The sequence below is a fragment of the Bacillus sp. Xin1 genome (genome assembly GCF_013314535.1).
Lineage (GTDB): Bacteria > Bacillota > Bacilli > Bacillales > Bacillaceae_G > Bacillus_A.
Window position 1 is genome coordinate 474,213 of the sequence record NZ_JABUAE010000001.1, and the last position, 18,753, is coordinate 492,965.

Consider the following 18,753-nt stretch of genomic DNA (forward strand, 5'->3'; position numbering starts at 1 on the left):
GAGAGTGTTAGGGGTAATAAGAAGATGAAAATATGGAAAAGTATTTGTATTTTATGTAGTTTTCTCATTGTACTAAGTGGTTGCTTTCCAAAGGAAGAAAAAAAAGAAGCTAAGAAGAAAGAATCGATTCCAGAGACGACTGAATATGGTGGCAAGGAATTAAAGAAGGTTGGACAGGTTGTAAAAGAAAAAGGATGGGGAACGTATAAATTAGAACAACTAAAGCATGTGAATCAAACGTTTGAAGTAGCTCCAATGAAAATTCACGTGCAAGATGTAAAGGTCATCGCATTATCACAAATGAGTCAAGATGCAAAAGATACATTGAAGGTATATACAGCATTAAGTCCAGAAGAAGTGCAACGTAGACTTGGGGATAAAGTCAATCGAGAAGATGCTGAATTGTACGCTTCGTTAAGTGGAAAAGACATTAAAGATAAAGTACGTTATGTCGAAATTACATATAAAGTAGAAAATAGTGGAGATAAAGATATGCAGTTTTTCTCTCTGAATGATGTTACGATTAATGGAACACAACAATTTAATGTTCCCAAACAAAATTTCTTATATGAAGAGGATACGCTTGTAGGTACAAAAAGTGTTACAAGGGAAGAGTACAAACCAGGCGAGACCAGGGAAGGAATAGTTGGATTAATACTTGAGGATGAGAAAAAAGAGGTTACTCAAATTGCATTTACAACAGATGTCCTTGCAACAGGTGATGCACATGAAACGGTTGTAGAACCACAAACATTTAACATCTCACTTTCTAAGTGAGATGTTTTTTATATATAAATTCGAGTTATTTTAGTTAGGAGAGAGGATACAGTCCTGCATAGAAGCGGTCAGATCCTGTTCCAGTTCTATCTCAAGAAGAAAATGAGTAGCAGGCTCCTTTCTTCTTCGAATGAGCGACTTATATGTTGAAAGACTAAATGGATTTACATAGAAAATGAACAGGAAATTTGTCAAATCAAAGCGAATGTATTATAAAGTGCAAAGGGGGAAGGGAAATGGAAAAAAGATGTTACGAATGTGGTAGTAAAGAGATAGAAAAAACAACGATAGCACCAAACCAAAAAAACTATCTTACTTTATTTGCACAAACAGTCGCGGAGGTAGAAATTTGTAAAAAATGCGGTACTGTTATCACAATAAAAGAGAAGCATCTAAGTTATCTAAATCAGCAGATGGACTAAAATAGTTTTGGTTTTGAAACAAACAGCTGTTGTTTAGGGGTTTGCTGATTGTTTATTTTGCTCGTTTAAATAAACTTCTACAGTTTGTAATTGTTTAGAAATTCGAAATGCTTCCTTTTGTTCTTGAAATTGTTTTTCATTATAAGGACCAAAACGTCGATTGTTGTTCATATCAATAATCCAATAATGTTCACTCTGTTTGTTTATAATACTAGATTCCGGGTTATTGGGATCAGATTTTTCTTCAATTTGTTTTGCAATAATATATATATCGTCCCAGGCAATTTCTACAATTTTAGCTGGTACATATTGTGTAGCGTATACAGCGTCTTGTTTTGGGAAAAGTTCAAATGCATTTCCGGAAGTATTTATTAGTTCATATTCATCATTGATGGTGTAAGCTGAGTGGCTAGAGTTTGCTGCGCAACCAGTCAGCAGCATAATAGCAATTGCGGTCATCAATCGCTTCAATATGAGGCCCTCCTTATCAAATGCTTGTTTGTAAACACATTGTACAGGAAACGGAAAAGAAACGCCAATATATGAGTTATTTACAATGGTTTTTAGAAATGGTACGATGAAGCAGGTAAAGAAGGATGCAAAGGAGTCGACATAAAATGAAGTTAAAGATGCATCGTCCAGCGGTGGTAATGAATCGCATAGGTGCCTCCATTATTGATATGTTTATCATCTCGGTTATGTACGGTGCGGTTGTGGCAATTGCAACGGGAAATTATGGAGCCATTTTCAATCGTTTTAATATAAGCTTAGGTGATTACCGATATGACCTTATGCTTGTTTTTATATTAATGGCTATATATTTTATTATTGTTCCATTTATATGGAACGGCTGTACAATTGGTAAAAAAATTACACGAACAAGACTTATATCATTAACAAGTGAAAAGTTAACAATTCAAACGCTAACACTACGGTTCTTTGTATTGTTATTACCAAACATATTGCTACTAGGAATTCCATCTATTTGTAATATATATATGATGTTGTTCCGTCAAGATAATTGTGGCTTCCATGATCTAATTATGAAAACGAAAGTGATGAGTCGCGTTTAAAGAATAATAGAATAGAATGATAAAAATTTATATTTTGTAAAACCCCTTTTTGAAAGGCAATATGCTATTCAAAAAGGGGTTTTATTTAGGTTTATTAAAAAATATGTGTAGCCTTAAAGTTTTATAAAACTTGATAAATTTAATTGGTATAATGAAGTTCATATAAGGCGGACATTTCTTATAGAGTACCTCCATATTGATGTAGGAAGTGTTAGAAAGTCAGTTTTTAACACTGCCTATTTTTATTAGATTGAAAATTAAGAAAATGATATAATGAAGAAAACGTGTTATACAACAAGGGGGAGATCGAAATGACAGAAAGCAGCTTAATTTTTTGGGGGATACTTATTTTTATCGGTCTAGCTTTTGATCAATATAATAGTAAGAAAAAAGAGAAAACAAACAAGTAAATGGTTACAAATAATGATATTGACTTTTCCTGCTTGCAGAGCTACAGGCGAAAGGAGTATACTGAATGACGGTAAGACTTACAAAAGGGGTAATGACGATGAAGCTTGCAGGAAAAGTTGCCGTTGTAACTGGCGGTGGCATCGGTATTGGACGTAGTACAGCTCTTTTGTTGGCAAAACAAGGTGCAAAAGTAATTGTGACGGATATTGATAAGGAAAATGGACAAGCAACAGCAGAGGAAATTGTAGATTTAGGTGGAGATGCACTTTTTGTTACTCATGATATGGCGAAACAAGGAGATTGGCAACATGTCATTGAAGTAGCGATTGACGCTTATAATCGTATTGATGTGCTATTTAATAATGCTGGCTTGTATAAAATAGATTCTATTTTCTCGCGGCAACAAGAGAACGATTCCAATGTGCTTTGTATTAATGATATTTGGATAGAAATAAAACAATTGACATCATCGTTTATGAAACACCAAGAAGAAATAATGTTAACTGATTTACCTATTTTCGGTATTATTAGTACAAAAGAACAGTCACTTCATACAGTAGGAACCCTAGTATAATAATAGAAAACCGTCCAAAATACATATGTGGACGGTTTTTTTGTATTTGTATGATGCAAAGAAAAGTGCTATTTTAGCGAATGCGTTTTTCAGTTTTACTATCAAAGAAATGTGCTTTATTCATATCAAATGCAAGTTTAATTTGATCACCGTGTGCAAAAGTATGTCTTGCATCAACGCGTGCTGCAAAATCTTGATTTCCAAGTTTCATATATAAAATAGATTCTGCACCTAATAATTCTGCAACTTCAATTTGAGTTGTAAATGTTGTTCCTTGTGAAGCTTCTAAAAATAGAAGTTCATCATGAATATCTTCTGGACGAATCCCTAGTACAACTTCTTGATTCACATAACCTTGTTCGCGTAATAATTTCATTTTGCCTTCAGATACTTTAATTTTTACCTTAGCATCTATAACAAAGTCTTGTTCTGTTAATTTACCACGGAAGAAATTCATTGCAGGAGAGCCGATAAATCCACCAACGAAAATATTTTCTGGCGTTTCATATACTTCTTTCGGAGAGCCGATTTGTTGAATCTTTCCATCTTTCATAACGACAAGGCGTGAAGCCATTGTCATCGCTTCGGTTTGATCATGTGTTACATAAATTGTTGTTGTTCCAAGTCTTTGATGCAGTTTAGAAATTTCGGAGCGCATCGCTACACGTAATTTTGCATCTAGATTTGATAACGGCTCGTCCATTAAGAAAACCTTTGCGTCACGGACGATCGCACGACCTAGCGCAACACGTTGGCGTTGTCCACCAGATAATGCTTTTGGTTTTCGATTTAAATATTCCGAAAGTCCTAAAATTTGAGCTGCGTCTTTTACACGGCGATCAATTTCGTCTTTTGGGATTTTACGAAGCTTTAATCCAAATGCCATGTTATCGTAAACGCTCATATGTGGATAGAGTGCATAGTTTTGAAAAACCATTGCAATATCGCGATCTTTTGGAGGAATATCATTCATTAACTTACCATCAATAGAAAATGCCCCTTTTGAAATGTCTTCAAGTCCAGCTACCATTCGTAATGTTGTGGATTTTCCACATCCAGATGGACCAACGAAAACGATAAACTCTTTATCTTGAATGTGTAAATTGAAGTCTGTTACTGCTGTGACGTTATTATCATAAATTTTATAAATGTTTTCTAACTTTAGTTCTGCCATGACTTTTCCCCCTAGAAAAAATTATGCAAACGTTTTCTTTGAGTTCATTATATACGAATGAAATCAAAAAATAAATAAAAAGGGATAAAAAAATAAAACGTTTTCATAATTTATGTAGAATGAAAAGTGAAATCACTTAAATAGATTATAAAAATTGTAAGCGCTGTTTTCATTTATTTTAAAATCTGTTATCATTCATTAATGAAAACGTTTGCGCCTGGGATTTTTTGATTTAAAAAATGAAATGGGGTAGCATGATGAAAAAACAATGGTGGAAAGAAAGTGTTGTATATCAAATTTATCCACGTAGCTTTATGGATAGTAATCGTGATGGGATTGGTGATCTTCGCGGAATTATTGCAAAGCTTGATTATTTACAAAACTTAGGTATAGATGTTATTTGGTTATCACCAGTCTATGAATCTCCAAATGATGATAATGGCTATGATATCAGTGATTATCGAAAGATTATGGATGATTTTGGGACAATGGAAGATTGGGACGAATTATTAAGCGAAATGCATAAACGTAATATGAAATTAATGATGGATTTAGTTGTTAACCATACGTCCGACGAGCATAATTGGTTTATCGAATCTCGTAAGTCAAAAGATAATCCATATCGAGATTACTATATTTGGCGTCCTGGGAAAGATGGAAAAGAGCCAAATAACTGGGGGGCAGCTTTTAGTGGCTCCGTTTGGCAGTATGATGAAACGACAGGTGAATATTATTTACACTTATTCTCTAAAAAGCAACCAGATTTAAATTGGGATAATGAACGGGTGCGAAAAGAGGTTTATGAGATGATGGGGTTTTGGCTTGAAAAAGGGATTGATGGTTTCCGTATGGATGTAATTAATTTTATTTCCAAAGAAGAAGGATTGCCAGCTGTGAAGACAGAGGAAGACGGTTATGTATCTGGGCATCAACACTTTATGAATGGGCCGAATATCCATACATATTTGCATGAAATGAATCAAGAGGTATTGTCCAAATACGATATTATGACAGTTGGTGAAACGCCTGGTGTAACAACAGAGGAAGCTAAACTTTATACAGCTGAAGAACGTCACGAACTACAGATGGTATTTCAGTTCGAACATATGGATTTAGATTCTGGAAAGGGAGGAAAGTGGGATGTAAAGCCATGTTCACTCCTTACATTAAAACAGAATTTAACAAAATGGCAGAAAGCGTTAGAACAAACAGGTTGGAATAGTTTATATTGGAATAATCATGACCAGCCTCGTGTTGTCTCTCGCTTTGGTAACGATAAAGCATATCGTATAGAATCAGCGAAAATGTTAGCGACGGTACTTCATATGATGAAAGGGACTCCTTATATTTATCAAGGAGAAGAAATTGGAATGACAAATGTTCACTTTGATTCGATTGATGACTACCGAGATATTGAAACGCTGAATATGTACCGTGAAAAAGTAATAGAACGCGGTGAAGATGAAGAAACAGTAATGCAATCGATTTATATAAAAGGGCGAGACAATGCTAGAACACCAATGCAATGGGATGCCACTGTGCATGGTGGGTTTACAGCGGGGAAACCATGGATTGGATTAAATCCTAATTACAAAGAAATCAATGTAGAGCAAGCGTTACAAGATTCGAACTCTATTTTTTATTACTATAAAGAATTAATTGAACTTCGTAAAAAACATGAAATGATTGTGTATGGAACGTATGATTTAATTTTAGAAGAACATCCTTCCATTTTTGCTTATGTGAGAACATGGAAAGATGAAAAATTACTTGTTATTGCGAACTTTACTGAGGATAACTGTATATTTGAAATGCCAGAAGGACTACATTATAATAGTTCAGAATTATTGATACACAATTATGATGTACGAGATGAAGGGGTTAAGAGTATCGATTTACAGCCATATGAAGCGAGAGCATACAAATTAAAATAATAAAAAGCCTTGTGTAATTTCTGACACAAGGCTTTTATATTTTACTTCGCTATTCGCGGACAGTAATACTCTCACCTCAAAATTTAGTGGAAGTGAAGAAGTTAGGTAGGAGATAAACTGCCCGAAAAAGCCCGATTGGTGAAGGCTAATAATCAGTGGGGGATGAAGAAAACCCCACTGATTAAAGTTTCACTTTACCATTTCAAAATTGCGAAACCATATGGCGGAAGTGTAACTTGTAATGAGTTTGTTTCCGCTGAAAATTCTTCTTTTGTATATAGGTTGATGATTTTTTTACTAGAGATATCAAAAGGTATAGGAGCTGAGACTTCATGATTTGTTGAATTTAAAACAAAGAAAATTGTTTCTTCTCTATATGTTTTCGTATAAGAAATGTAGCCCTGTTCATCATTTGCTTCAATACATTGAAATGTTCCGTGGCCACCAAATGCTTTGTATTGTTTTCGCAATGAAATTAATGTTTGTATATGCTTAAATAATGCTTTATCTTGCCTATCTTTATTCCAAATCATACATTTTCGACACTCAGGGTCCATTCCGCCATCCATCCCAATTTCATCACCATAATAAATGCATGGTGAACCGATGAAAGAAAGATGAAATACATAGAGTAAGTGCACTTTATCTTTATTTCCGTTACAAGTTGTTAAAATTCTCGGTGTATCATGACTGTCTAATAGATGAAAAGCCGCTTCGTTTACGTTCATGGAATACGAGTGAAGAGATGCTGCGATTTGTTCCATAAATTCACTCGCACCCATTGTTTCGTTTGCAAAGTAAGAAAGGAGGGCATTTGTAACAGGATAGCTCATAACCGCATCGAATTGATCGCCTTGTAACCATGGTAGAGCATCATGCCAAATCTCTCCTAAAATATAAACTTCAGGGTTAATATTTTTTATTTCGCTACGGAATTCCCTCCAAAAGCTATGATCAACTTCATTTGCTACATCGAGTCGCCAGCCATCAATGTGAAACTCTCGCACCCAGTAACGTCCTACTTCAAGTAAATATCCCTTTACATCTGGGTGTGCTGTATTTAACTTTGGCATATATGGTGTAAAGGCAAAAGTATCATAATTTGGGAGTGGTTCTGTTATGATCGGAAAGCTATGAATATGAAACCAATCTTTATATAATGACTGATCGCCTTTTTCGAGCACATCTTGAAATTTATCAAAAAAGTATCCGCTATGATTAAACACAGCATCCAACATTACTTTTATACCGCGTTCGTGGCACATATTAACAAGCTTTCGAAACGTTTCCTTTGTCCCAAACTGTGGGTCAATTTCCATATAGTCAATCGTGTCGTATTTATGATTAGAGTGTGCCTTAAAGATAGGTGTAAAGTAAATGCCAGTAATACCGAGTTCTACAAGGTAATCGAGGTGTTCGATAACTCCTGCAAAATCTCCACCGAAAAAATTAGTAGCTGTAGGATCAGTACTTTCCCACGGAAGTGTATGTACTGGATTGCATGCTGGGTCTCCATTCGCAAATCGTTCTGGGAAAATTTGATACCAGACTGTATCTTTTATCCATGAAGGTGCTTTAAAAACATCTTGTTCATGAATAAATGGAAAGCAAAAAAAGTTGCCTACATCATCATGAGGTGTTTCGCGGAAAAAGCCGCGTTCCGTATAAATGGTCGTTTCTGTATTACTTTTTAATTCAAACCCATATCGTAAGCGTTTGAATTTCGGTTCCATTGAAACGAACCAATAATCAAATAAATTTGTTGATCCGCTTTTTTTCATAGGTATGTTTGATGTGATCCATTTTCCATCTTGCCATTCATAAGGATCGCCATGAATGAGTGAGACGATATCCACATCATTCTTTTTTGTACGTAATCGAATATGAAGTGTTTTTTGATCATAAGCGTATGCATAATTATCTTTTGGTCTATGGTATATAGCTTCTTTAAACATATAGAAAATCCCCCTTTGATATTTCTATAAATAATAATATATTGCAAACGATTGCTTTTGATATAACTTTAATATTGCTTATAAGAGTAGTATTCATTTCATATAAAGTCAATGGATAGAAAGAATAATGTCATAATTTTTTGAAAAATATAGAAAGAAAATATTTGCAAAAAATATAAAAGAATGTATAATGATAGACAAATAGCGCAAACGTTTTCATAGATTAGAAGATTGTTTGCGCTTCTATTAAATAAGTAAGTGCAAGCGTTTTCATTTATTAAACCAGTACATATATAATTTGGGGAGGTTTTGAGGGTGAAGAAAGCATTATCATTATTAACAGTTTCAGCTTTGACAATTGGTATGTTAGCGGCATGTGGTCCGAAAGATTCAGGGAAGAAGGAAGCAAGTAAAGAAAAGAGAGATTATGATCTTCTTGTTTGGGAAGATCTTAAAAAAGGTCCTGCATTAGAACCAGCGGTAAAGAGCTTTGAAAAGAAATATAACGTGAAAGTAAAAGTGGCTGAAATTCAAATGACGGATCAAACAAAAAAACTACGTCTTGATGGTCCAGCAGGTACAGGTCCTGACGTTGTAACATTACCGCATGATCATATTGGAAATGTGGTTACGGAAGGTTTAATTGATGAAGTAAAAGTTGATGATGCTGTGAAGAACAAATTTACGGACTTATCTATAGAAGCTCAAACATATAAAGGGAAATTATATGGTTTACCAAAAGCAATTGAGACACCTGTTTTTATCTATAATAAAAAGCTTATGCCAAAGGCACCAGAAACAATGGATGAATTATACAGCTTCTCGAAAGATTTCACGAAAGATGGGAAATATGGCTTTTTAGCATTAGGAGATAATTTGTATTTTGCGAATGCATTTATGGCTGGTATGGGAGGATATGTATTTGGTGAGAAAGATGGTAAACCAAATACAGCGGATATCGGGTTAAATAATGATGGAGCCGTACAAGGTATGGAATATATTCAAAAATGGTATAAGGAGGATTTATTCCCAAAAGGTATTATTGGTGAATCTGGTGGGGCAGCTGCAGATGGATTGTTTAATGAAGGAAAAGCTGCATCCATTATGAACGGTCCGTGGGCATTTCAGGCTATGGAAAAGAATGGAATTGATTATGGTGTAGCACCGATGCCTAAATTACCAAATGGTCAACCAATGAAAACTTTTGTTGGTGTAAAAGGGTGGCATGTAACGAGTTTCTCAAAAAATAAAGATTTAGCAACGAAATTTGTTGATTGGGTAACGAATGAAGAAAATGCAAAAATTCGCTATGAAAAATCAAAAGAAATTCCTCCTGTAAAATCAGTAATGGAAGATCCAATGATTAAAGACAGTGAAGCTGCAAAAGCGATAACTACACAGGCTGAGACAGGTATTCCAATGCCGAACATTCCAGAAATGCAAGAAGTATGGGAGCCAGCAAGATTTGCATTAGAGTTACTTGCGGCTGGAAAACAAGAACCAAAACCAGCACTTGATGAAGCTGTGAAACAAATTAAAGGCAACATTGAAGCAAACCATAGTAAGCAAAAATAAGACGGAATTCGTATCTCTTGTAAAGAAGAGGTACGAATTCTCCTCCTTCCAAGGGGAAGAAAAAAGGGGGAAGAAATATGCACACATCCATTGAACCAGTGAAAGAAGCGAAGGGTTCAAAACACCGTAAAACAGCTGTGATGTTGTCAATCATTCCAGGTATTGGTCAAATATATAATAAACAATATGTAAAAGCACTAATCTTTCTTGTATTAACAGGTTCATTTATTGTAGCATTTGCTGATTTGTTAAATATGGGATTGTGGGGAATTGTCACGCTCGGAACAGAAGTTCCTCGAGATCACTCTATCTTTCTATTGGTAGAAGGAATTTTAGCACTAATCGTTATTGCATTTGGATTAGGCATATATGCTTTTAATTTATATGATGCCTATCAAAACGGGAAAAAACGTGATGTAGGAATACCATTAAATTCTGTGAAAGAACAATACCGTAATTTATTAGATCAAGGCTTTCCATATTTGATGGTTTCTCCAGGATTTTTGCTATTGATTTTTGTAGTTGTGTTTCCGATTATTTTCGTATTCTTAATTGGATTTACAAACTATGATTTGTATCATTCTCCACCAGCGAAATTAGTAGAGTGGGTTAGTTTCAAAAACTTTATTGATATTTTCACTTTACCAATGTGGAGAGATACATTTTTAAGCGTATTCTCTTGGACCGTAATTTGGACTTTTGTGGCAACGACATTGCAAGTAGCTCTTGGTATTTTCTTAGCAATATTAGTGAATCAACCTGGTATTAAAGGGAAAGCAGTTATTCGTACAATCTTTATTTTACCGTGGGCAGTTCCAGCATTCGTATCTATTCTTGTCTTTGCTGGTATGTTCAATGAATCATTTGGAGCGATTAACAATCAAGTATTAGTGCTATTTGGAATTGAAAAAATTGCATGGATGACAGATCCGTTTTGGGCAAAAATTGCTTTAATATTCATTCAAACATGGCTTGGTTTCCCGTTTATCTTTGCAATGACAACAGGAATATTGCAATCGATTCCAGGGGAATTGTATGAAGCTGCTACAGTAGATGGAGCGACGGCATGGCAACAATTTCGTAAAATTACATTACCGCTCGTTCTATATGCAACAGCACCAATTTTAATTACGCAATATACGTTTAACTTTAATAATTTCAGTATTATTTATCTGTTTAATAGCGGGGGACCTGCTGTGTCAGGACAAAATGCAGGTGGAACGGATATTTTAATTTCCTGGATTTATAAATTAACGATGACATCAGCACAATACGGAAAAGCGGCAGCACTTACGATGATTTTATCGTTAATTGTTATTTCAGTGGCGTTATGGCAATTTAAAAGAACAAAATCATTCCAAGAAGAGGATATGATGTAAATGAATATAAAACGACAGAAGATGTTACGTCTTTCATTAAGTTATTTTGTAATTTTCATAATGTGTATTATTATTTTCTATCCATTACTATGGATTGTTGGCTCATCGTTTAATCCAGGAGATAGTTTATCAGGATCAAGTATCATTCCGAAAAATGCAACGTTAGATCATTATCGAGAATTATTAGATCTTGAAAAAAGTAATTATTTACTTTGGTACAAAAATACACTGAAAGTTAGTGTATTGACGATGATTTTCTCGGTACTATCCATTAGTTTCACTGCATACGCTTTTTCAAGATATCGTTTTGTTGGAAGAAAAAATGGGTTATTAACGTTTTTAATTCTACAAATGATACCGAACTTTTCAGCGTTAATCGCACTCTATGTATTAGCTCAATTGACAGGATTAATTGATACACATCTAGCATTAATATTAATTTATGTCGGCGGAGCAATTCCGATGAATACGTGGCTTATGAAGGGTTACTTTGATACGATTCCAAAAGAGTTAGATGAGTCAGCTCGTATGGATGGGGCAGGACACTTCCGGATTTTTTGGCAAATCATTATGCCACTTGCAAAACCGATTGTGGCAGTTGTAGCGTTGTTTACCTTCATCGGTCCGTTTACAGATTTTATTTTAGCGAGTATCATTTTACGCACGCCAGAAAACTATACATTAGCTGTTGGATTATATGAGATGGTAGCAAAGAAATTTGGTAATGAATTTACAACATTTGCAGCTGGTTCGGTATTAATTGCCATACCAATTTCAATTTTGTTCTTATCATTGCAAAAATACTTTATTTCTGGTTTAACAGCTGGAGGTACGAAAGGGTGAAAATGGGACATTATGTCCCATTTCTCTTTTTTAGGCAGAATTTCGATTCATATGACATTGTAAGGGGAAAGATGTGAAAAAAATAGTATATTATAGTATAGGAAAATAAGCTTGTATCCCTTACAATACATGAAGAGGGAGAATATTAGTTTACATTAATATAATTTTTTTGAGGAATGAAATAAAGTAATGGCGGCTTTCGTTTTCTCCTACTACCTGTAGAACTGCGGGATAAAAATAGATATGAATGAAGAATGAGAAGAGAGGAGGAGATTTTATGACAGTTACCATTAAAGATGTAGCGAAAAAGGCAAATGTTGCACCATCTACTGTGTCTCGTGTAATTGCTGATAACCCAAGTATAAGTGAAAAAACAAAGCGCCGTGTTCGTAAAGTAATGAGTGAGTTAGGATATCATCCGAATCTAAATGCAAGAAATCTTGCGAATCAAACGACAAAAACACTTGGTCTTGTAATGCCAAGTTCTGCAAGTAAAGCATTTCAAAATCCATTTTTTCCAGAAGTAATTCGAGGGATTAGCTCGTTTGCACATGTCGAAGGTTATGCGCTATATATGTCAACTGGTGAAACAGAAGAGGAGATTTTTAATGGCGTTGTGAAGATGGTACAGGGACGTCAAATTGGCGGAATTATCCTGCTTTATTCACGGGAGAACGATCGTATTATTCAATATTTACATGAGCAAAATTTTCCATTTGTTTTAATTGGAAAACCATATGAAAGAAAAGATGAAATTACATATGTAGATAATGATAACTATACAGCTGCAAGAGAAGTAGCAGAATACTTAATTTCACTCGGACATAAACAGATAGCTTTTATTGGCGGTGGTTCTGATTTACTTGTTACAAAAGATCGTTTAGCTGGAATGAGCGATGCTTTAAAGCTAGCTGACATTATGTTGCCAGATGAATATATTTTACATTTTGATTTCTCAAGAGAGAGTGGTCAGCAGGCTGTAGAAGAGTTAATGGGACTTGAAAAACCACCAACAGCAATTATGGCAACAGATGATTTAATAGGTCTTGGGGTGTTAAGTGCGCTTGCAAAAAAAGGAGTGGCTGTACCGAAAGATGTTTCAATCGTCAGCTTTAATAATGCTTTATTATCTGAAATTGCGAGCCCACCGCTTACTACGGTCGATGTGAATATTTATCAATTAGGGTATGAAGCTGCAAAAGCGTTAGTTGATAAGGTGGAGCATTCCGAGTCCACTTCAAAATGCATTATTATTCCGCATAAATTATTGAAGCGTCAAACTTGTGATCATTATGCGTAAAAAGCTAAGAGGGTTACCTCTTAGCTTTTTGTTTTAAAAATTCTTCTAAACGATCGCAGCCTTCTTTTAGTGTCTCCATACTATAAGCGTATGAAAGACGGATATACCCTTCACCATACTCTGAAAATGCTGTTCCTGGAACAACAGCGAGCCTAGCTTCTTTGACAAGCTCAATGGCAAAATCAAATGATGAAGAGGCAAGATTCCCAATGTATGGGAATAAGTAAAAGGCACCAGTTGGTTTCTCAACAGTTAAGCCCATTTGAATGAGTCTGTTATATACGTAATCGCGGCGCTTTTTATATTGAACGCGCATCATTCGCGGTGCATCTTTTGCTGCTGTTAACGCTTCGATTGCAGCGTATTGGGCGATTGAAGTTGCGCATGTAACGTTATATTGATGCACTTTTAAAATATGCTGTGCTAAATAGCTTGGAGTAAATAAAAAGCCAATGCGCCATCCTGTCATTGAATGTGATTTTGATAGACCATTAATAACAATTGTTTTATCTCGCATTTCTGGAAAATGTGCAATAGATGTGTGGCTTTCTTCATATACAAGTTCGCTATAAATTTCATCAGAAAGAACGAAAATGTTTTTATCTTTTAAAACAGATACAATATCTTGCAGCTCTTCTTTTGATAGTGTAACACCAGTCGGATTAGAAGGATAAGGTAAGACAATGCACCTTGTTTGATCTGTAATTGCATTTTGAATTGCATCCGCTGTTAAGCGAAATCCTGTTTCCCGAACATCTACAAACACAGGTGTTGCACCACATAATCTAATAATAGGTTCATAGCCTGGGTAAATAGGAGCTGGTAAAATAACCTCTGTTCCAGGTTCTAAAATGGTACGAAACGTAACATCGATTGCCTCGCTAGCACCGATTGTAACAATGGTTTCGTTTTCAGGTGAATAGTGTAAATCGTAATTTTCCTTTAGAAAATGACAAGCTGCTTTGCGTAACTCTAATAGACCAGCATTGTGTGTATAGCTTGTATAGTTTTCTGTAATTGCTTGTTTTGCAGCTTCTTTTACTAAAGAAGGTGTTGGAAAATCTGGTTGTCCAATTGTTAACGAAATAAGATTATCGTAGTTTTGAATCATATTTGAGAACTGGCGTATACCAGAAATTTGAATATCTTTTACTTTAGGATTAATGAATTGTTCCATCTTGTCTCCCTTTCTTCCGTTTGAAAATTAATTTTATTTTACCATATTTGCAATATTTTCGCTTTATAGCGAAAAAAAAGCCGCGTAAAGCGACTTTTTAATAACCGTATTCCCAATCTATTTCATCTTCATTCCAAAGAACCGAAGATACTTTTCCGAGATACATAACAGATTCATTCACAGCGCATGTGCAATGTTCTTCACCAGTTTTGTCTTGTAATTCTTCGTATACTGATTTATCCACATTTTCGAGAACAACCAAATTTTCCTCTTTTAAAACAAGCGTAGTTCCTGCCATATTTATCTTCCTCCTACTAAAATAATGGTCACTTACTTGTAAACATAGATAGTATGGATTATATGCTGTATGTTGTTATAGTTGTCCGTTTACTGGACCGTTTTATCTTTTATTTTTAATCCGTATTCATTGTATCGTGCATTGTGATAATTTGGTACAGGGTTTACAATCATTTCGGAAAGTTGTAACATTTCTAAACGTTTATTCACAAATGATTTACAAATATGTTAAGAAAAATCTAAATTTTAAAACAAAAGTGACTGTAAAATGATATAATCATATCAAAATACATGTAGAGGATGAAAGGGTATGGAGCTAATCCGTGACTTAATGATCCAAGTTGCTATCATTATTTTGCCACTGTTTTTATATGAAGCGATTCGTCTAAATCGCTATCAAGATATGCTTCCAAAGCCCAATCGCTATTTTATTATGTTTTTATCTAGTATTACGCTTGTTCTTTCTATGACGTATTCTATTTGTTTTGGTGATGTTTGTGGTTATAATTTCCATCCGATTCCAATTATTAGTGCTTTTTTGTATGGTGGGATTGCAGGGGTTATCCCGGCTTTTATCTTTGTTATATACGAATGGTTTTTGAATGGTTTACAGTGGTTTCGGATCGTAGAAGTTTTATGTCTTGCAATTATTCCTTTATTGTTATCAAAAAAGTGGTTTGTATTTCCAAGAGAAAAAAAACTTATTTTAGCTTTTATTATTTCATCTTTGTATGTTCTTGTCGGTTTAGTGTGTAGTATGTTTGGAATTTTATTGAGAGTAGGCTTTACGCCGCCTATATCGCATGTATATAGTGGATACATATTCGCTTCTCTTATTATGGTTATGACGATGGTATTTCAAGTGTATTTAACAGAGTATTTAAATGAAAATGCATTGTTACGTACGGAAATGCAAAAATCTGAAAAGCTAAACATTGTAAGCGAGCTAGCGGCGAGTGTAGCACATGAAGTTCGAAACCCGCTTACAGTTGTTCGTGGTTTTATTCAGCTATTAGAAAGTACAGAAGATATGAAGAATAAAGATTATATGCGTCTTGTACTAGCTGAGCTTGATCGAGCTGAACAAATTATTTCAGATTACTTAAATTTAGCTAGACCACAAATTGAAAAAAAGGAACATATATGTTTATCTGCACAGCTCATAGAAATGACTACTTTAATGTCTTCGTTTGCAGCTATGCAAGGCGTTTATTTACAAGTTGAAATTTCTGAGAATCTTTATACAATCGGTGATAAGACAAAGTTAAAACAAGCAATTATGAATATCGTTAAAAATGGAATTGAAGCGATTCAAGAAAACAAAGGGTATTTAAAAGTAACTGCTGTTCAAAAAGATGATTTTATAATAGTGCGAGTAAAAGATAGTGGTGTTGGAATGACGAAAGAACAGTTAGCTAGGCTTGGACAACCGTATTATTCATTAAAAGAAAAAGGAACAGGTTTAGGGCTTATGGTTACCTTTAGCATTTTACAAGCACATAATGGTACGCTGGAATATAAAAGTGAGAGTGGGAAAGGAACAGAAGCAATTATTACATTACCAGCAGTTAGAAATAAGGAATAAAAGTTAAAAAAACGACATAACCCCTTTCTTTTTAGTTGAGAGAGAGGATCCAGCCATGCATAGAAGCGGTCAGATCCTTTTCCTGCCCCATGCCAAGTAAAACAGAAAGAGACAACAAGTAGCAATCACTGTTTCTTCTTCAGGTGAGCGGCTTATATGTTAAAAGTTAAATTGGATTTATATACGTGAAAATGAAAAGCCTGTAAAACTACTACCTTGAGTGATGGAAGCTAGCGATGAAGATTTTACTTTATTCATTTGTTTTTTCTGGTTTGACTCGAACAAATAAATTTTTAAATGATTGAAATAAACTTTGCTCTTTTGAGGCGGCGACTAGTCGTTTTGTCTCTTGAATTTCACGAATGACTTGCATAAGTTGTGCATCTCGATTGCTATCTTTCGTATAAACTTGATTGACAAGTTTATTCATTTTTTCTTCTTGCTTGGATTCACGCTTATACATATGATTCATTAATAAGTCCATTTTTTCTTTTTGCAGGGCATCTGTTTGAGCGGCATGATCAATAAGTTTTTGTAGCATTTCTTCTTGTGTTCCTTCTTTTACATAGACTTGTTGCATTAATTCATCTAGTTTTTCATCTTTTAAGCGATTTTGTGTAATTAAGGTTGAGTTTTGATGAATAATCGCTTCGTTTAATTGTGCGAGCATCTCAAGTTTTAACATAAATTCTTCAAAATTTCGACCTTCTTCTTTTGATTGAACTTCTTGATTTTTCTTTATCATCGGCACAGGTGGATTCTCTTTTTCTTTTAAAATAATAGAGATTGTTTCTGTAATATCTTCTTGTAGTGTGGCTGCTCGTTCGTGAATTGATTTTAAAAGCTTCATATCATCCATTTTATATATACGAGCATCAGCAGTTTTTGCGATTATATAACCATTTTCTTCTAAAATTTGACTATATTTTCGAACTATATGTTTCGGGATTCCTGTTTTATTTGTAACATCCTTCGTTTTATATGTCGCCTCCATAACATTTCCTCCCCAAAAAGTATCGTATATACAAATTCCATTTCTTTATTTGGACTTCCTTTGAAAAAGAATGTCGGAAGTCCAGAAGTTTTCTACATGATTAGCGAAAAGTTGCATAAAAAAGAATGTTTTTGGCGTAAGGAAGAGGAAGGGATAAAATAATGTCTGAAAACATGTATCGAGAAAGTTTGTTATAATAGCCTGGGAAAAGAAATTGGGTTAAAAATGGAGGTACATATATGAAACAATTAAAAGGCATTATCATTTCGATTATTGTGATTCTTTCTATTTTGGTTGCTGTTTATGAAGCGTTTATACCAGAGGAACCAAAGAACCAGAAAGAAGTTACATATGATCAAGTTCTAGAATTTCCAAAAGAACGCTATCCTGAAACAGGAAAACATATTGCAGGTGCGATGAAAGAAGGGCATTCTAAAGTGTGTACGATTGACCGAAGTGGTGCAGCTGATAGAAGAAAGTTGTCTCTAGCTCCATATCCAGCAAAAAAAGGGTATGATCGTGATGAATGGCCAATGGCGATGTGTAAAGAAGGTGGAAAAGGTGCACATATTGAATATATTAGTCCAGCCGATAATAGAGGTGCAGGTTCGTGGGTTGGGAATAAACTAGATAAGTACCCGGACGGTACGCGCGTGAAGTTTATAGTGAAGTAGTAGAACGCTATTCTAATCAGTGATTGAAGGGAATGATATATATGGAGTTAACAATTTCCTATTCGCAATTGATTGTGATGAATTATGATGGAGAACAGCCTTATGTAGACTGGACGAATGAAGATTTTGAGAGAGGTTATGCTGAAGCAGAAGGTGTAATTATTTTTGAGGCAATTTCTGATTATACGTGTGAAATCGAGGTATCTGCAGGAAAACACGTTGAGAAAGAAGAGATAATGAGAACGATATCAGCACCATTTACTGTAGGTAATGAGGGTGTTTTTATAAGTAGCATTCTTTCAAGTAAATTACATATTTCTATTCCGCAAGGTGAATATATGTTAGTGATGCAAGCAATTCCGCTTGAAGAACCGACAGATGATGAGCTGTACAGAGTCCGGTATGAACTGTTTTTTGAAGAGAAAGAATGAAAAAGCCACTGCAATGTGGCTTTTTATTTTGGCTTTCATTTTATTTGTACCGGTGTATTATGGGCAGTAAGTGTCGATTGAGTCTTTTATCATTTCTATATGGCATCACCTGTTTTAATTGAGAAGGAAGCTAGTTAGAAGATATATATAGATAAAAAAATAGGTTGTCCTTTAAATG

General features: G+C 34.7%; 19 protein-coding genes. 13 read left to right on the forward strand and 6 right to left on the reverse strand.

Going from position 1 to position 18,753, the window contains the following annotated elements; genetic code table 11:
- Positions 1-24: 24 nt before the first annotated feature.
- Positions 25-777 (forward strand): hypothetical protein, encoded by a 753-nt coding sequence (locus HRG09_RS02580; protein WP_174099200.1) that lies wholly within the window; start codon positions 25-27, stop codon positions 775-777.
- 236 nt (positions 778-1,013) lie between these two features.
- The gene (locus HRG09_RS02585) at positions 1,014-1,199 is read left to right on the forward strand and encodes a hypothetical protein (protein ID WP_174099201.1); all 186 of its coding nucleotides are present in this window, start codon (positions 1,014-1,016) and stop codon (positions 1,197-1,199) included.
- Between the two features lie 33 nt (positions 1,200-1,232).
- On the opposite strand, the gene HRG09_RS02590 is transcribed toward HRG09_RS02585, so the two are convergent.
- Positions 1,233-1,658, reverse strand: coding sequence for a DUF3997 domain-containing protein (locus HRG09_RS02590; protein ID WP_375335743.1), 426 nt, complete (start codon positions 1,656-1,658; stop codon positions 1,233-1,235).
- A 158-nt stretch (positions 1,659-1,816) separates the two neighbouring features.
- Between HRG09_RS02590 and HRG09_RS02595 the strand changes: the two genes are divergently transcribed.
- The 3 genes from HRG09_RS02595 (at position 1,817) to HRG09_RS02605 (ending at position 3,257) form a co-directional block, all read left to right on the forward strand.
- Positions 1,817-2,272, forward strand: coding sequence for an RDD family protein (locus HRG09_RS02595; protein WP_174099203.1), 456 nt, complete (start codon positions 1,817-1,819; stop codon positions 2,270-2,272).
- A gap of 311 nt (positions 2,273-2,583) precedes the next feature.
- Positions 2,584-2,682 carry a flagellar motor protein gene (locus HRG09_RS02600; protein ID WP_174099204.1) on the forward strand — a complete coding sequence of 33 codons (99 nt, stop codon included), beginning with the start codon at positions 2,584-2,586 and terminating at the stop codon, positions 2,680-2,682.
- A gap of 65 nt (positions 2,683-2,747) precedes the next feature.
- On the forward strand, positions 2,748-3,257 hold the full coding sequence (locus HRG09_RS02605) for an SDR family NAD(P)-dependent oxidoreductase (RefSeq protein WP_174099205.1): 510 nt from the start codon (positions 2,748-2,750) through the stop codon (positions 3,255-3,257).
- A 73-nt stretch (positions 3,258-3,330) separates the two neighbouring features.
- On the opposite strand, the gene HRG09_RS02610 is transcribed toward HRG09_RS02605, so the two are convergent.
- Positions 3,331-4,431, reverse strand: a complete 1,101-nt coding sequence (locus HRG09_RS02610) for an ABC transporter ATP-binding protein (protein WP_174099206.1) — start codon at positions 4,429-4,431, stop codon at positions 3,331-3,333.
- 239 nt (positions 4,432-4,670) lie between these two features.
- Here HRG09_RS02610 and HRG09_RS02615 point away from each other — a divergent pair, with 239 nt between their 5' ends.
- Positions 4,671-6,365 (forward strand): glycoside hydrolase family 13 protein, encoded by a 1,695-nt coding sequence (locus HRG09_RS02615; RefSeq protein ID WP_302480762.1) that lies wholly within the window; start codon positions 4,671-4,673, stop codon positions 6,363-6,365.
- A gap of 194 nt (positions 6,366-6,559) precedes the next feature.
- Here HRG09_RS02615 and HRG09_RS02620 read toward each other — a convergent pair whose 3' ends face one another.
- Positions 6,560-8,320 (reverse strand): alpha-glycosidase, encoded by a 1,761-nt coding sequence (locus HRG09_RS02620; RefSeq protein ID WP_174099208.1) that lies wholly within the window; start codon positions 8,318-8,320, stop codon positions 6,560-6,562.
- 315 nt (positions 8,321-8,635) lie between these two features.
- Between HRG09_RS02620 and HRG09_RS02625 the strand changes: the two genes are divergently transcribed.
- From HRG09_RS02625 to malR, 4 genes are all read left to right on the forward strand, one after another.
- Positions 8,636-9,895 carry a sugar ABC transporter substrate-binding protein gene (locus tag HRG09_RS02625; protein ID WP_174099209.1) on the forward strand — a complete coding sequence of 420 codons (1,260 nt, stop codon included), beginning with the start codon at positions 8,636-8,638 and terminating at the stop codon, positions 9,893-9,895.
- 77 nt (positions 9,896-9,972) lie between these two features.
- Positions 9,973-11,274: a sugar ABC transporter permease gene (locus HRG09_RS02630; protein ID WP_174099210.1), complete on the forward strand. Its 1,302-nt coding sequence runs from the start codon at positions 9,973-9,975 to the stop codon at positions 11,272-11,274.
- Positions 11,275-12,117, forward strand: coding sequence for a maltosaccharide ABC transporter permease MalD (gene malD, locus HRG09_RS02635; protein WP_174099211.1), 843 nt, complete (start codon positions 11,275-11,277; stop codon positions 12,115-12,117).
- Positions 12,118-12,394: 277 nt separating this feature from the next.
- A complete protein-coding gene (gene malR / locus HRG09_RS02640) occupies positions 12,395-13,417 on the forward strand; it encodes a maltose operon transcriptional repressor MalR (protein ID WP_174099212.1) in 1,023 nt (340 codons plus the stop codon).
- Positions 13,418-13,430: 13 nt separating this feature from the next.
- On the opposite strand, the gene HRG09_RS02645 is transcribed toward malR, so the two are convergent.
- Positions 13,431-14,594: an aminotransferase A gene (locus HRG09_RS02645; protein WP_174099213.1), complete on the reverse strand. Its 1,164-nt coding sequence runs from the start codon at positions 14,592-14,594 to the stop codon at positions 13,431-13,433.
- A gap of 97 nt (positions 14,595-14,691) precedes the next feature.
- The gene (locus HRG09_RS02650; RefSeq protein ID WP_017151082.1) at positions 14,692-14,892 is read right to left on the reverse strand and encodes a hypothetical protein; all 201 of its coding nucleotides are present in this window, start codon (positions 14,890-14,892) and stop codon (positions 14,692-14,694) included.
- A gap of 309 nt (positions 14,893-15,201) precedes the next feature.
- On the opposite strand from HRG09_RS02650, the gene HRG09_RS02655 reads away from it, so the two are divergent.
- Complete coding sequence (locus HRG09_RS02655) at positions 15,202-16,476, forward strand: sensor histidine kinase (RefSeq protein WP_174099214.1); 1,275 nt, start codon at positions 15,202-15,204, stop codon at positions 16,474-16,476.
- A 250-nt stretch (positions 16,477-16,726) separates the two neighbouring features.
- Here HRG09_RS02655 and HRG09_RS02660 read toward each other — a convergent pair whose 3' ends face one another.
- Complete coding sequence (locus tag HRG09_RS02660) at positions 16,727-17,470, reverse strand: DUF3967 domain-containing protein (RefSeq protein ID WP_174099215.1); 744 nt, start codon at positions 17,468-17,470, stop codon at positions 16,727-16,729.
- Positions 17,471-17,709: 239 nt separating this feature from the next.
- Here HRG09_RS02660 and nucA point away from each other — a divergent pair, with 239 nt between their 5' ends.
- Both nucA and comJ read left to right on the forward strand, forming a co-directional pair.
- Entirely contained in the window at positions 17,710-18,144 is a 435-nt protein-coding gene (gene nucA / locus HRG09_RS02665) for a DNA-entry nuclease (protein WP_174099216.1), read from the forward strand.
- A gap of 41 nt (positions 18,145-18,185) precedes the next feature.
- Positions 18,186-18,575, forward strand: coding sequence for a competence protein ComJ (comJ, locus tag HRG09_RS02670; RefSeq protein ID WP_174099217.1), 390 nt, complete (start codon positions 18,186-18,188; stop codon positions 18,573-18,575).
- The last annotated feature ends 178 nt before the right edge of the window (positions 18,576-18,753 follow it).